Source organism: Pantoea sp. B9002 (assembly GCF_013385945.1).
Taxonomy (GTDB): Bacteria; Pseudomonadota; Gammaproteobacteria; order Enterobacterales; family Enterobacteriaceae; genus Pantoea.
The window spans coordinates 1-14,958 of record NZ_JACAPA010000005.1 but is presented as its reverse complement, the minus strand read 5'-3'; the positions used below and the strand labels follow the sequence as shown (position 1 = coordinate 14,958).

Below are 14,958 nucleotides of genomic sequence, written 5' to 3'. Positions count from 1 at the left end.
GATGCTGAACATTCTGCTCAATCGCCTTGGCCAATCGGTATTAGTGCTGCTCGGCGTGTCGCTGCTGATTTTCTTTAGCCTGCACATGACGGGCGATCCGGCGGCGCTAATGATGCCGCCCGGCTCCAGCCAGCAGGAGATGGATACTTTTCGTCACAGCATGGGTTTTGATCGTCCGCTGCTGTGGCAATACAGCCACTATCTTGGCGGCGTGCTGCACGGCGATTTTGGTGAATCGCTGCGCTACAGCCAGCCGGTATTGGCGTTGATTGCCGAACGTCTCCCGGCGACGGCTCTGCTGGCGGTGAGTGCGCTGGCGTGGAGTTCGCTGCTCGGTCTGCTGCTGGGCATTATTAGCGCCCTGCGACCGCACAGCCTGTGGGATTTGTTGTGCCGCCTGCTGGCCTTCTCCGGCCAGGCGATTCCGGTGTTCTGGCTCGGGCTGCTGCTGATTCTGCTGTTTAGCCTGAAGTTACAGTGGCTGCCATCCAGTGGTTACGGCACCTTCGCCGCGCTGGTGATGCCGGCGCTGAGCCTGGGTGCATTTTACATGAGCGCCGTGGCTCGCCTGACGCGCGCCAGCCTGATGGATGTGCTGCAACAGGATTATATCCGCACCGCGCGCGCCAAAGGGCTCAGCGCCTGGCGCATTGTGGTACGCCACGGTTTGCGTAACGCACTGATTCCGGTAATCACCGTGCAGGGCATGTATTTCGCCTCGCTGCTCGGCGGTGCACTGGTGACCGAGATTATTTTTGCCTGGCCGGGCATTGGTCGTCTGGCGATTCAGGCGATTCAAAACCGCGATTTCCCGCTGGTGCAGGCGATTGTGTTACTCGCTGCCGTGGTGTTCGTGGCGATCAATTTGCTGATCGACCTGCTCTATCTGGTGCTGAACCCGAGGATTCGTTTATGAGCCGCCTTGACGCCACGCTTGAACTGCTGAGTGAACTGACGCGCTGGCCAAGCGTGGCCGGTCAGTTATCCTCGCAGCGCGGGTTGGCTGCCTGGCTGGAACAGTGGATGGTAACGCAGCTGAATGCCGCGATCGTCTATCCGGTGGCGTCTCAAACCGATGATGTCCCGCCGCTGGTCCATGTGCGCATTGATAACGGCAGCAGCAAAACCGTGGTGCTGTACAACATGTATGACGTGATGCCTGCGGATGATGCCGGTTGGGATGTGCCGCCGTTTGTTGGTGGCGTGTGTCAGTGGGACGATGTTGGCGCGGTATTTGTCGGACGCGGTGCGGAGAACAACAAAGGCCCGGTCGCCGCCCTGCTGATCCTGCTACGTGAACTGCAGCAGAGCCAGCAGCTGGATTTTAATATCGAAATCCTGCTTGAAGGCGAAGAGGAAGTGGGCAGCGGCGCGCTGCGGCGTTATCTGGCGCAACAGCCTTGTCCGATTGCTCCCGCTGAAGCCGTGCTGTTTCCGTCACTGTGCGAATACGGTGGCGGCGCACCGCGCGTCTATCTCGGCTTTACCGGACTGGCCAGCGGACGCCTTAGCGTCACCGGCGGCGCATGGGGCGGACCGTCTTCCGCCATTCATGCCAGCAATGCCGGTTGGATCGCCAATCCGGCGTGGCGCTTAGTGCAGGCATTAGATGCCATCGCGCCAGCTGAACACAGCGGCGTATTGGCGTGTCACGCCACGGACGATGAGGCGAATCAATTATTGGCGACCTTAGCCGCTGAATTCAGCATCGATGACGAACTGCAGTTCCGTCGCAGCCAGCGCCTGATGATCGCAGGCGACACGCTGAGCTGCCTGCAAACGCTGCTCGGCAGCGCGGTCTTAACGCTGGCGGAATTGCACAGCGATCCGCCGGGCGGACGCGGCGTCATCCCTTTCCGTGCCAGCGCGGAACTGGCGTTCCGCATTCCGCCGGGTTTCGATCAGGACGCGATGATTGCCCGCGCGCAGCAGCGCCTGGCACAACCCGACTTAGCCGGCAGCGAGCTGCACCTGTTTGATCGTTATCCCGGCGTGCGCTTTAGCCGCAGCGCCAGCGGCGTCGATGCCTTGATCGCCAGCTATCAAACGCTGGGCGCGGCACCGCAAATCTGGCCGTGGGCGCCGGGCTGTGCGCCCGCCTACGCTTTCGCGGCCGTCGCGCCCGCCTTTTTGATTGGCGGATTAGGCCACGGCGGCAACGCTCACGCCGTCAATGAGTTTGTCACGCTGGGGGGACTCGAACGCTTCCAGCAATCCATGAGCTTATGGCTCAACGCATTCAATGATTCGGCCATTGGCCGGGTCGCGCCACACCAGGGAAACACCGCAGTACACAAAAATAAAGGTAGTAAATAATGAAATCAGTAGAAGAGTTTGAACGCGTTCCGCTCGGCTTCTTCCCCACTCCTCACGAGCCGCTGCCGCGGCTCAGTGAGGCACTTGGGATTACGCTGACGATCAAACGTGATGACTACAGTGGCTTCGGCGGCGGCGGCAATAAAGTCCGCAAGCTGGAGTATCTGATGGCGGAGGCCTGCAAAACAGGCGTGAATGTGGTGATCACCACCGGCGGGCATCAGTCGAACCACGCCCGCATGGTGGCCGCCGCCGCACGCAAGTTTGGTATGCGTCCGGTGCTGGTGCTGCGGGGCAATCCGCCCGCAAGCTGGCAGGGTAATCTGCTGCTGGATAAGCTGTTCGGGGCCGAGGTGCAGTTCCTCGATCCCGACGGCTATTTCAGCCAGATTGAAGGCGCGATGCAGGCGCACGCGGATGCGGCTCTCGCGCAAGGTGAAATCCCAATGATTATTCCGCTGGGTGGCGCAACGCCACTCGGCGCATTGGGTTATGTACGCGCAGTGGAAGAGATTGCGGCGCAGCTGGCACCCAGCCAGACGCCCGCACCCGATTTCATCGTCGCACCCACCGGTTCCGGCGGCACGCTGGCGGGATTGCATGTGGGTACGCGTCGCTATTGGCCCAATACCCGGGTGATTGGCGTGAGCGTCAGCGCCAAAGCCGACTGGTTCCAGCCACGCATTGCCGGCATGGCGCAGGATTGTGCCGATCTGCTGCAATGGCCGCAGCAGTGGCAGCCGGATGATATCTGGATTGAAGATGGTTATGTCGGTCAGGCGTACGGCGTGCCATCGGACGGCGGCATTGCCGCCATCTATCAACTCGCCCAGCTGGAAGGCGTGCTGCTGGATCCGGTCTACACCGGTAAAGCGATGCACGGCCTGTTCTCGCTGGTCGAGCAAGGGCGCATTCCGCAAGGGTCGCGCGTTACCTTCGTGCATTGTGGCGGTTCTCCGGCGCTCTATCCGTTCGCCGATCGCCTGCTGGAGCAGTAATGGAAGCCTTATTGCGTGTACTGGATGAAGCTACTGTCGCGCAATTAGGCGGCGGGGATGTCGCTTTGGCGCTGGAAGACGTCAAAGCGGTGATTCAGCTGATGCGTCTCGGCGAAGCGCAGATGCCCGCTGAAAACCATATCGACCTCGGCACGCCGCTCGGTAAAGCTTATGCCTTACCCGCGCGCGTCGGCGGCACCTACAACGCCGCAGGCGTGAAGTGGACGGCACATCGTCCACAGCGACCGGATGCGTTGCCCGCCGCCTTAGCCTTAACCCTGATTAACGATGCGCAGAGCGGCATTCCGCGCGGCTTGCTGGCCAGCGGCGCACTCACTGCGGCACGCACCGCGGCGGTGAGCGCACTGGCGTTACAGCTGGCCGCACCGCGTCCGGTGAAGCGCGTACTGCTGCTCGGCGCTGGTTTGCATGCGCAGGCGCATCTGCGCATGCTGCAGCAGCTGTTTCCGCAGCTGGAACAGATTGGCGTGTGGAATCGCTCTCCTTTTAAACTCAGTGCGTTGCGCGAAGTGCAGATCGAAACCGATCTGCAGCTCGCTCTGGCGCAGCCTTATGACGCCGTGCTGACCTGTACCAGCGCCGACCAGCCGATTGTCGACGCAGCAGCGGTACGTCCCGGCAGGATCATTGTGCAGGTTGGCTATCACGAAGTGAGTTTTGCCGCCATCAAAGCCAGCAGCAAGGTGGTGGTTGATGCGTGGGGCGATTTTGCCCAGCGCAGCGCCAAAAGCCTGTTCCAGATGTTCCGCGCTGGGGAGTTTAGTGAGCAGGGTGTGGCGGCCGATCTCACCGCGCTGCTGCTGGATAACTGGCGTCCACAGCCCGATGACAGCGTCTATTTCTCCTCGTTTGGCCTCAACGTGTTTGATATCGCCCTCGCCGCCCGCGTGTTACAGGCCGCCGAGCACGACGAGCTCGGTTCGTTGCAGTCGCTGTTTTCAGGAGTTCTGCATGATCATTGATGTGCTTTCACTGCATCAGCGCCAGGCGCGCGGCGAAGCGTTTCTGCTGATCGATGTGCGCAAATTTGCCGACTGGCAACGCGCCACCTTGCCCGGTGCGCAGCACTGTAACGTCTATGACTATTTTATTGAGGATTGCAGCGAGACAGGTTTAGCGGTGATGGCAGCCGAAGCCGCCACCGCGCTGCAGCCGATGTTTACCGCCTATCCCAACGCCACGCCGGTGTTTTTCGAGCAGCAGGTTGGCATGCGTTCACCGCGCGGCGCCTGGTTCGCGTGGCTGCTCAAACGTGATGATACGCTGATTCTCGATGGCGGCGTGGATGCATGGATTGCGGCAGGCTATGAACTCGCTCCGGGATTGGGATTAAGCCGCACCGTGGCGCATCCACCAGCAGCCAACGCACCCGCGTGGAATAGCGAACTGGTGTGCAGCCGGGAACAGGTGTTAGCAGCGGATGGAGTGAATGTGGTCAACGTGGATGCCCGTCGCCCCAGCGAGTTTGACGGCAGCTTTGCGCATGCCTGCTGCCAGCGTGCTGGACGGATTCCTCATTCTCAGCTGCTGTTCTGGGAAGATGTCATCGCCAATGGCCATTTCTTATCAGCGCAGCAGATTGCCGCTCGCGCCGCGGCGGCAGGATTGAGTAAAAACGCGAAGTTACAGGTTTATTGCCATCGTGGTGCCCGCGCCGCCACCGTGTTAGCGGCGTTGAAACTGGCGGGCTTTCCTCATGTCTCGGTGTATGTCGGTTCCTGGCATGAATGGGCAGAACATCACGAACTGCCGCTGTTACACGGCAGTTGATCGCAGCGCCAGCGCTTGCTGCACGTCGGGCGCAGCGGCAAGCAGTTGGCGGGTGTAATTATCCTGTGGATGGTTAATCACGCTGGCGGTCGCGCCCGATTCGACAATCCTGCCGTGATACATCACCACCACGCGATCGCACAACTGACGCACCGCGCCGAGATCGTGACTGATAAACAGCACCGATAATCCCAGCTTGTGGCGCAGCGTATTAAACAGCGCCAGAATCTGCCCGCGCACCGATAAATCCAGCGCCGCCACCGCTTCATCCGCCACCAGCAACTTCGGCTCCATCGCCAGCGCGCGCGCAATGGCAATACGCTGACGCTGACCGCCCGAGAACGCGCCCGGCAGACGTGTGGCATGTTCGGCCTTCAATCCCACCAACGCCAGCAGCTCTTTGACCCGCTCATTCACCGCCGCGCCTTTGCGCAGTTGCCAGACGCGCAGCGGTTCGGCGATCTGCTCACCGACCGGGATTTTCGGATTCAGGCTGGCATAAGGATCCTGGAAAATAATCTGCGTGTGGCGACGTAAAGTATGGAGCTGACGGCCTTGCAAATGCTGTCCCTGAAAATGCACCTCGCCGCCATCCGCCGTAATCAGGCCAATCGCCGCGCTGCCCAATGTGGTTTTACCGGAGCCGGATTCGCCAATCAGCCCGACAATTTCGCCCTGCGCAATCGACAGATTCGCCGGATGCAAAACGGTTTGCCGTTTGGCGGGCCACAGCGGCATGCGGCGCGGCAGCGGATAGCTTTTACTGATGTCGCGCAGCACCAGCAGCGGCGGCTGTTCAACCGGCGCAATCGCCTCGGGGATTTGCGCTGCCGAAGCAGCAATCAATTTGCGCGTGTAAGGATGCGTTGGCGCGCCGAGCGTACTCAGCACCGCGCCCTGTTCAACCAGCTGCCCTTGCTGCATCACGCAGACGCGGTCGGCGTAGCGCGCCACCACCGAGAGATCGTGGGTGATCAACAAGATCCCCATGCCCATTTCCTGCTGCAACTCCTGCAACAGCGCCAGAATCTGCGCCTGAATAGTGACGTCCAACGCGGTGGTCGGCTCATCGGCAATCAATAACTCCGGCTGACCGCTGATGGCGCTGGCGATCATCACACGTTGCCGCATGCCGCCCGACAGTTGATGAATATACTGCCGCGCACGCTGCGCCGGATTAACGATGCCGACGCGATCCAGCAGCGCTATCGCTTCCTGTTGTGCCTGTTTCCAGCTGAACTGACGATGACGCACCAGCACTTCGGCAATCTGTTCACCAATACGCAATGTGGGATTCATGCTGGTCATCGGCTCCTGAAATACCGTGGCGATGCGGCAGCCGCGTAATTGCTGGGTTGTACGCGCATCCAGCGGCTCGCCATTAAACACCACGCGGCCGCCACTCTGCTGCACGCCAGCAGGCAGCAAGCTCATCAGCGCCAGCGACGTTAAGGTTTTGCCGGAGCCCGATTCGCCAACTAACGCCAGGATTTCCTTGCGATCGAGATGAAAAGAGATGTTATCCACCAGCAAGCGCTGATCGTGAGTGTGCAGCGAGAGATTTTCAACCGAGAGCAAGCGCGCGTTAGTCATCAGGCAGGGATTCTCAACAAGGAAAAATACAGGATATATCCTGAACATAGCACGAACAAGACCGTTAGGTTATGGCACTGCGCGTTGCGGAATAAGGCTGTTCATTGAGTTTAAAATATTCCGTATTAACGGCGATGATCGCCGTTGAATCGTAAAACGGTAAACTTTTTCGCGGAATGCTCGTTAGTTAAGCGTCTTTCGGTCACCATAAATGGCGACCCTACAAAGGGTTGGCCGTTTAACTACACCTTCTCCTGCGACAAACTCAAAATGGTGCGGATGTTCTGCGCGGTGGTGGCGATAATATCGATCGCACCAGTGCGCAGTGCGCCGAGGATCGCCATCGCTTTGGTATTTTCCGCAGCAATGGCGATTACGCAGGGAATCTTGCGTAATTCATCAATGCTCAGCCCAATCACGCGATCGTTCATCACGGTATCTACGTGCTGGCCCTGCGAATTAAAGAAGTCATAGCCAGCGACATCGCCCGTCACACCCTGATTAACGCTGGCGTCGATGATTTCGTGCGGCGTGAACCAGCCGAGTTTCACCATATAGCTGTTTTCATTCATGTCGCCGATGCCCACCAGCGCCACATCGGCTTTACGCGCGCGGTCCAGCGTCTCTTTGATGGTGCCATTTTGCATAAACGCATCGCGCAACGCGCGGTTCTCAACATAGGCGGGCGCGTACAATGTTTCGCTGATGCCGCCGAACTTCTTCGCCAGACGACGGCTGATATGGTCAGCGTTGATGGCATCACCGGGGCGATGCGTGCCGCCAATGCCGCTGATAAACAGACAATTACGCGTCGGCACCTGGCCGGGATAATCGGCGACAGCGGCCACGTTGCGCCCTTGCCCGACGGCGACAATGGCGTCGTCTTTCAGCGACTGCGCTAAATGTGACGACACCAGTGCGGCGACCTGACGTCGCTGCTCGTCCTGATCGGGCTGATCGAGCGCTATCAGCGCACGTTGCAGCTGTGGGAAGCGATTTTGCAGCTGTTGTTCGAGGCGGGTACTGAAGACGGGATGGTAACGCACGTTGATTTCGACGATGCCCTCTTCGCGCGCGCGTTTGAGCAGTCGGCCGACTTTAATGCGGGAAATACCAAACTTACGCGCAATCTCCTCCTGGGTGATTTCGTCCTGATAATAGGCGACAGCTATTTCCGTCAGCAGCTCGGAGTCCTGAGAAAGCGTGTTTTTTTCCATCCGTAACCTGTCTTATTTGAGATCGTGTGTATCAATGCCAATCGGTTAAGTACTGATTTCACTAACCGCACATACTGTAGCGGCGCGATTCATCGCGCAATAAATTGCGCCGCTACAGTATGTGCGTGCTGTTTGGTCTTAACTGACATGCTTACACCAAAGGAAGGAGTTATATCATTGATACGACTCGCTTCGCCAGACCACAGCGCCGCGAGTCGATCGAGCATCACGCTTAGCGCTTGATGGCGTCGATTTTCAGCATACGGGCAATCACGATATCCAGCTCTTTCTGATCGAAGATCTGTTTCCAGTCAGGTTTCACAATTTTCTCACGACCGTACTCCATGGCGATCATGCAGGCATCCGAGAACGGGTTAGTAGCGCGGAACGCCACGGCCAGCGCGATCTGAATATGGCCATACAACATCGCTTTAGCCGCTTCTTCCGGCACGCCGCTGTGCTTAACGGTTTCATCCAGCGCTTCTTTCATAAACGCGCCAACCATGCAGGCCACGGTTTCCACCAGCGTCGGTTCCAGATACGCCAGCTGCGTCACGGTAACCCAATGCACTTGCTCCACCGGGCCGTACATCACGCTGATCACCTTGCTCAGCTCGGCTTTCTGCTCATCAGAACCGGTTTCATAGGAAGCCGCCACGTGCTGAATCGCCGCAATACCGCCGAAGGCATCGGCATGTTCTTCTTTGGTGTAACGCTCCAGGAATACCGACGGATGGCAAGGATGCGCCACCGCATATTCAATGCCATCACGATGGGCGATCAGATTGGCGTAGGCCGCCGCGGGGTCCAGCGTCAGCAGAATCGCGCCCGGTTTCATCTGTGGCACCACGCCTTCAGAGACTTTGCCCAGCACGATATCCGGCACCGCCAGAATCACCACGTCGCTCAATGGCACCACGGAGGCGGCATCAGAGAGTTCGCGCCCCTGCGCGCTGACCTGTTCTTGCGCCTTGGGTGAGTTCTCACAGTAAAACACCTGGTAATCGCTTTTCTGGAAGTTGGCAGAAATACGCATACCCATTTTGCCGCCCGCGCCAATCACGGTGATGGTTTTCAGTTGCACGCTCATGTTGTTACTCCTGATCTTGTTTACTACGTAAGAATTCCACGGTGCGGCGAGTCCAGTCGGCTTCTCGCTCGCAGGTTACGGCGGCATCGTCTTGCCACGGCAACCAATGTTCGACGATTTGGTTAATGCCTTTATCCGCCGGGCGCACGCTGGCGATCATCCGGTCGTAATCCAGCAAGCCTTCGCCCATTGGGCAGCCAGCGAAGGTAAAACCGACCCAGCCATCACGGCGCGTGAAGGCAAAGTCTTTGATGTGCAGATTGCCGACGCGCGCGGCGGTGTTGGCAATCACCTGCTCTGGCAATTCGAGTCCGGCGACACAGTTAGCGGGATCGAGACACACGCCGAGCCACGGCGACAGGAACTTGTTGATCACTGACATCATCGCGCCGCTGTTCACCTGCTCGTATGTCTCCAGACAGAGACGAACCTGCTGACGGGCAAAATCTGGCAACACTGCGCCAATCAGCTCGGCGGCTTCGTCGAGCGTGGGACGATGATCGGCGGTGTAGAACATCGAACGAATGACGCGTGCATCAAGGATTTCCGCCATGTGCAGATAACGACGCAGATGCTCTGTGCCGAGGCCGCGCGTGCCGAGTTCCAGCGTGATGCCGAGCGCATCGGCCTGCTGACGCAGCGTCAGCAGCTGTGCGTCAGACCAGCTTTCGATCGCCGGGTAGTCGCAGATTTGAAACACTGACACATCGAGATCGGCGGTCTGTTGCAGCATCTGCTCCAGCGTCAGCGGATGAGGGACTTTCGACGACATGCGCCAGAAAAAGGCGTAGGTACTGAGTCCGATACGGCTCATTAACGGAGCTCCTGAGCCAGCTCACTGGCTTCATCAATAATTTGTGCCAACGCTTTGGGATCGTGGGCAAAGCGACCCAGAAACAGGCCATTTACGTCCGCGCCAAGGCGCTGAATCAGTCCCGGACCGGCACTGCCGCCGTAGATGATTTTCAGGGTGATGCCGGGCGGCGTGGCGAGCTGCTGCAATCCGGCGCACACTGCGCGGATGTAGCTGTCCGGTGCCGGTTGCGGCGCACCAATTGCCCACTGCGGTTCGTAGGCAAAGAACACTTCGCCCTTCAAGCCCTGCTGCGCCGACTCGGCCAGCGCTTCGGCCAGCTGCTGCTGACACAGCGCGATCGCCTGCTGCGGTTCTGCCTGCACTTCTTCGCCAATGCACAGCACCGGCGTGATGCCGTGACGCAGCGACATCGCCACTTTGGCAGCAATTTGCACTTTATCTTCGTGGAAATGACGACGGCGCTCAGCGTGGCCAATTTCGGCCAGCGAGCAGCCCAACTCCTGCAACATGCTGGCGCTGACTTCGCCGGTCCAGGCACCGTTCTCAGCCTGGCAAACATCCTGAGCACCGAAGCGTACCGGCGTGTCAGCGAAGATGGCTGCAACCGCCGGAATCGCCGGATAAGCCGGTAACACAAACAGACCCACTTCGCCATTTTTCACCGCAGTATGGTCGGCTAATGCCGCCACATCGCGACACCATTGCAAGGTTTGCTGATAGCCGAAGTACATTTTTAAACTGACGCCGAGCCAGATTTTTGGCTGAGACATGCTTCAAGCTCCTTGTTCAGAGGCACTGTGTTCTTTTAGCAGATCGCCGACGGTATTGACGATCAATGCCAGCGAAATCGCTCCGGCATCCGGCGTGCCAACGCTTTTTTCTGCCAGTGGACGCGCACGCCCCATTTTCGGCACCAGCTGCGCGGTGTCCTGCGCGGCTTTATCGGCGACCTGCGCCGCCTTCAGCCAGGCGTCAGTTAACGACGCTCCGGCGGCAACTGCCTCACTCAGGCTGTCGCTGAACGGCACCAGCACATCCACCATGGTTTTATCGCCGACGCGCGCTTTACCAAAGTGCATGATGCCCTCTTTTGCTTCCCGTACGCCGGTTGCCACACGCTGTGCATCTGGCGTCTGACGATCGCCAAGCGCGGTACCCAACGCGGTGAGCGCCACGCCCCACAACGCGCCGGAGGTGCCACCGGCTTTATCCGCCCAGGCATCTGCCGCGCGGCACAGCAAGCTGCCCGCACCGGCACCACGCGCGGCGACTTCACGCGCTTTCTCAACCGCGCCCAGCACGCCGCGCTCCATGCCGATACCGTGATCGCCGTCACCGGCTACCGCATCGATGTCGCCAAGACGCTCAGCGTTACGCTGTAACATTTCCGCCACGGATTCGAGCAGCTGCAGTACGCGCTTCGCGCTCTCTTGCGATTCCGCTGTTGCTGCTGGCAAGGCTTCTTCTGTGCTTTCAACCAGTTCAGCGGCGCTCAGCGGTTCCGCCACCAATACGCTGCCTTTGCGGTAAGCTGGCGTATTGGTCGGCGCGCGCCATAAAGTTTCCAGCTGATCGTCCAGCCACATCAGCGTCAGTGACGCACCGGCCATATTGAAGCTGGTGACAAACTCACCGACGTCCGGCTCAACCACCTGCAGTTTGGCGGCCTCCAGCAGTTGCGCGACGCGACGATAGACGACAAACAGCTCTTCATATTTCACCGAGCCCAGACCGTTGAGGATCACCGCCACGCGCTGACCTTCAGCCTGCTGAATATCGGCTGGCAGTTCATTGAGCAAGCGCTCCACGAAGATCTCGGCCAGCTCATCCGCGCTTGGCATGTCGGTCTCTTTAATCCCCGGCTCGCCGTGAATGCCAAGTCCCAGCGCCATGCGCCCTTTTTCCACTTCGAACAACGGATGCGAGGCACCCGGCAGGCTGCAACCGGAAAACGCCACGCCAAAGGTACGCGTGCGTTGATTAGCATGCTGTGCCAGCTGCAGGACCTGTGATAAATCGTGACCCGCTTCAGCCGCGGCGCAGGCGGCTTTGAACACACAGAGATCGCCAGCCACACCGCGACGCTTCTCGAGTTCATCTTTACCCGCGCTGGAGATATCGTCAGTCACCGCCAGCACTTCACAGGCGATGCCTTCCGCCCGCAGACGCTCACATGCCTGGCCGAAATGCAGCACATCCCCCGCGTAGTTACCGAACATCAGCAGCACACCTGCGCCGTTATGGGCCGCACGTGCCACGTTGTAGATCTGCTGCGCCGACGGGGACGCGAATAAGTTACCCATCGCCGCGCCGTGTGCCAGACCTTGTCCAACCAACCCGGCAAACGCCGGATAGTGACCGGACCCGCCGCCCACAATCACCGCCACCGTATTTGGCTGGCTGCGGGTGCTGCGCACTACGCCTCCGGCGACCTGGCGCACTTTATCGGCGTTGGCGGCGACAAAGCCTTCGATAAGCTCAGCGGCAAAGGCTGAAGGTTGGTTAAACAGGTACGTCATATTAATGCTCCTGAGCTAAAGAGGTCGGCTGCGACGGCGAGCGACGGCGATTAAGTAACAGCATGAGGAACGCTGACAGCAGCATGAATCCACCTACCACAAACATCGGCAAGGCGTAGCTGTTAGTGGCGTCATGCAGCGCGCCGGTGATGTAGCCCGCGGAGAAGCCCGCTACGTTTCCTAAGGTATTGATCAAGGCAATTGCTGCGGCGGCAGACGCGCCAGTCAGGAACTGCGTCGGTAAGGTCCAGAAGTTCGGCAATGCGGCGAAGATCGAGCTGGCGGTAATCGCAATCACCATGATGGTGGTAAACGGTGAATCCATATACAACGCCAGCGGTACGCTGAGGCCGCCTGCCAGCGCCGGGATAGCGATGTGCCAGGTTTTGCAGCCGCGACGTGTGGCATCTTTCGACCAGAAGAACATCACCACCGCCGCGATCAGGTACGGTACGCCGGTAATCAGCCCTTTCTGCATCACGTTAAAGGTGGTGCCAAACTGCTGCTGGAAGCCAGCGATGATGGTCGGCAAGAAGAACGCCAGCGCATACAGGCCATAAATAAAGCCGAAGTAAATCAGGCACAGCATCCAGACGCGGCCGTTACCCATCACCGAGCGCAGGCTATGTTTCTGGTGGCCCTGCTTCTGCTGATGCTCGGCTTCCAGTTCGGTGGTCAGCCAGGTTTTCTCTTCGGCGGTCAGCCACTTGGCCTGACGCGGCGAATCCACCAACCAGAACAGCGCGGCGATACCAATCAGAATCGCGGGAATCGACACGCCCATAAACATCACGCGCCAGCCTTCCATGCCAAACAGGCCGTGCTGCTGAATCAGCGACGCAGCTAAAGGTGCACCGAACACCACCGTCAGCGGCTGGGCAAGATAGAACAGCGACAGGATTTTGCTGCGATGACGTCCCGGCACCCACATGCTGAGATAGAGAATCGCGCCAGGGAAGAAGCCGGCTTCGGCGATCCCCAGCAGCAGACGCAGCGTATACAAGCCTTCCACACTGCTCACCCAGGTGAACAACAGCGAGACAATGCCCCAGCTGATCATGATGCGCGCCAGCCAGCGACGTGCGCCGAACTTATGCAGCGCCAGGTTGCTTGGCACTTCCAGCAGGATGTAGCCGATAAAGAAGATGCCCGACGCCAGGCCAAACTGCAGCGCGGTGAGGCCGAGGTCTTGCGTCATGCCGTTGGGGCCGGCAAACGAAATCGCGGTGCGATCGAGGAAGTTGATAAAGAACATCAGCGCCACGAACGGCACTAAGCGCCAGGAGATTTTTCTGATGGTGGATTGTTCCACCGCCGTCATTGTTGGTTGGTTCATAACGCACCTCCACGACGTGCGTGAGTGATCATTTTTTTATGTGGTGTTGACCAAACGCCAAAGAGGCGCTGGCTGCAGGAGTACTGAGAGGTACGGTGTAAATGACACATGTTCGAGTCCTCGATGGGTCTTCTTGTACATTGGTATAGTCATGCGAACATATGAACACTACACGGATAATTGTGCATCTCTCAACTGCAACACGCGAAAGTGTGAGCAGCCTCATGAGATTTGATTTTGGTCAATTTATCGGATTACTACGCCCATTCGCCGCCGCACAGGCGGTTTCAAAGGGTTCAGTGAGGTATTCAGGCGCGATGCTGAAAGCAATTCATATGAACAACCATTGAACATATGATTGTATTTGTGGCAGGCTAACCATGAACATCTTCTCGCCTGCTGAACAAACGTGCAGGCGTCATTGCACACCCTGCTGGAGAACGACGATGAAAACTATCGCAATTGGCGCCGATGATGCGGCTATCGAATTGAAAAATGTGATTAAAAAGCTGCTGGAAGAGAAAGAGTATGTGGTGACGGATTACACCAATGACGCGCAAAACGACCGTCCGATGTACCCGGATGTGGCATTTGCGCTCGCCACCGCCATTCAGAAGAACGAATTTGAGCGCGGCATTCTGCTGTGCGGCACCGGCATCGGTGTGGCGATTGTCGCCAACAAGGTAGAAGGCGTGCGCGCGGCGCAGTGCCACGACACCTTCTCTGCCGAGCGTGCTCGCAAGAGCAACAACGCGCAGATCATGACCATGGGCGCGCGCGTCATCGGGCCTGAGCTGGCGAAGAACATTGTTAATGCCTGGCTGGCATCGGAGTTTGAAGGTGGCGGCTCAACGGCCAAAGTTGACAAGATCGGTTACTACGAACAAGTATCCCACGCTAAATAAGCGCCGACGTCGCACCTCTGGAGAACCTTATGTCTACACGCCGGGAAAGAGCCAACGCCATCCGCGCTTTGAGTATGGATGGCGTACAACAAGCCAATTCGGGACATCCGGGCGCCCCGCTCGGCATGGCGGATATCGCTGAAGTGTTGTGGCTCGACTTTTTGCAGCACAATCCACGCAATCCTCACTGGGCTAACCGCGACCGCTTCGTTTTATCGAACGGTCACGGCTCAATGCTGATTTACAGCCTGTTGCACCTAAGCGGTTACGATTTACCCCTCAGCGAATTAAAAAACTTCCGTCAGCTGCACTCTAAAACTCCAGGCCACCCGGAATATGGCTACACCGCAGGCGTTGAAACCACCACCGGCCCGCT

At 58.6% G+C, this 14,958-nt stretch carries 13 protein-coding genes and 1 pseudogene; 7 read left to right on the top strand and 7 right to left on the bottom strand.

Annotation, left to right across the window (positions count from 1 at the left end):
* Position 1 precedes the first annotated feature (1 nt).
* From HX773_RS03270 to HX773_RS03250, 5 genes are read left to right on the top strand one after another with little or no spacing between them, the layout of a single operon-like run.
* The gene (locus tag HX773_RS03270) at positions 2-916 is read left to right on the top strand and encodes an ABC transporter permease (protein ID WP_176970406.1); all 915 of its coding nucleotides are present in this window, start codon (positions 2-4) and stop codon (positions 914-916) included.
* Positions 913-2,316, top strand: coding sequence for a M20 family metallopeptidase (locus HX773_RS03265; RefSeq protein WP_176970405.1), 1,404 nt, complete (start codon positions 913-915; stop codon positions 2,314-2,316). The genes HX773_RS03270 and HX773_RS03265 overlap by 4 nt, the downstream gene beginning before the upstream one ends.
* The gene (locus HX773_RS03260) at positions 2,316-3,314 is read left to right on the top strand and encodes a 1-aminocyclopropane-1-carboxylate deaminase/D-cysteine desulfhydrase (protein ID WP_176970404.1); all 999 of its coding nucleotides are present in this window, start codon (positions 2,316-2,318) and stop codon (positions 3,312-3,314) included. Before HX773_RS03265 ends, HX773_RS03260 begins: the two co-directional genes overlap by 1 nt.
* Positions 3,314-4,297, top strand: a complete 984-nt coding sequence (locus HX773_RS03255; protein WP_176970403.1) for an ornithine cyclodeaminase — start codon at positions 3,314-3,316, stop codon at positions 4,295-4,297. Before HX773_RS03260 ends, HX773_RS03255 begins: the two co-directional genes overlap by 1 nt.
* Positions 4,287-5,105, top strand: coding sequence for a sulfurtransferase (locus HX773_RS03250; protein WP_176970402.1), 819 nt, complete (start codon positions 4,287-4,289; stop codon positions 5,103-5,105). Before HX773_RS03255 ends, HX773_RS03250 begins: the two co-directional genes overlap by 11 nt.
* On the opposite strand, the gene HX773_RS03245 is transcribed toward HX773_RS03250, so the two are convergent.
* The 7 genes from HX773_RS03245 to HX773_RS03215 form a co-directional block, all read right to left on the bottom strand.
* Positions 5,091-6,698: an ABC transporter ATP-binding protein gene (locus tag HX773_RS03245; protein ID WP_176970401.1), complete on the bottom strand. Its 1,608-nt coding sequence runs from the start codon at positions 6,696-6,698 to the stop codon at positions 5,091-5,093. The two genes, HX773_RS03250 and HX773_RS03245, sit on opposite strands and share 15 nt — an antisense overlap.
* Positions 6,699-6,940: 242 nt before the next feature.
* Positions 6,941-7,915, bottom strand: coding sequence for a sugar-binding transcriptional regulator (locus HX773_RS03240; protein ID WP_176970400.1), 975 nt, complete (start codon positions 7,913-7,915; stop codon positions 6,941-6,943).
* 232 nt (positions 7,916-8,147) lie between these two features.
* Positions 8,148-9,005: a phosphogluconate dehydrogenase C-terminal domain-containing protein gene (locus HX773_RS03235; protein ID WP_101764427.1), complete on the bottom strand. Its 858-nt coding sequence runs from the start codon at positions 9,003-9,005 to the stop codon at positions 8,148-8,150.
* A 4-nt stretch (positions 9,006-9,009) separates the two neighbouring features.
* Positions 9,010-9,819 (bottom strand): sugar phosphate isomerase/epimerase, encoded by an 810-nt coding sequence (locus HX773_RS03230; RefSeq protein ID WP_176970399.1) that lies wholly within the window; start codon positions 9,817-9,819, stop codon positions 9,010-9,012.
* Positions 9,819-10,592: a triose-phosphate isomerase family protein gene (locus tag HX773_RS03225; RefSeq protein ID WP_176970398.1), complete on the bottom strand. Its 774-nt coding sequence runs from the start codon at positions 10,590-10,592 to the stop codon at positions 9,819-9,821. Before HX773_RS03225 ends, HX773_RS03230 begins: the two co-directional genes overlap by 1 nt.
* 3 nt (positions 10,593-10,595) lie before the next feature.
* Entirely contained in the window at positions 10,596-12,341 is a 1,746-nt protein-coding gene (locus tag HX773_RS03220; RefSeq protein WP_176970397.1) for a dihydroxyacetone kinase family protein, read from the bottom strand.
* A 1-nt stretch (position 12,342) separates the two neighbouring features.
* Complete coding sequence (locus HX773_RS03215; protein WP_176970396.1) at positions 12,343-13,677, bottom strand: MFS transporter; 1,335 nt, start codon at positions 13,675-13,677, stop codon at positions 12,343-12,345.
* Positions 13,678-14,123: 446 nt separating this feature from the next.
* Here HX773_RS03215 and HX773_RS03210 point away from each other — a divergent pair, with 446 nt between their 5' ends.
* On the top strand, positions 14,124-14,582 hold the full coding sequence (locus HX773_RS03210; protein WP_101764432.1) for an RpiB/LacA/LacB family sugar-phosphate isomerase: 459 nt from the start codon (positions 14,124-14,126) through the stop codon (positions 14,580-14,582).
* Positions 14,583-14,611: 29 nt separating this feature from the next.
* Positions 14,612-14,958 (top strand): annotated as a pseudogene (locus tag HX773_RS03205) (transketolase); the annotation flags it as partial.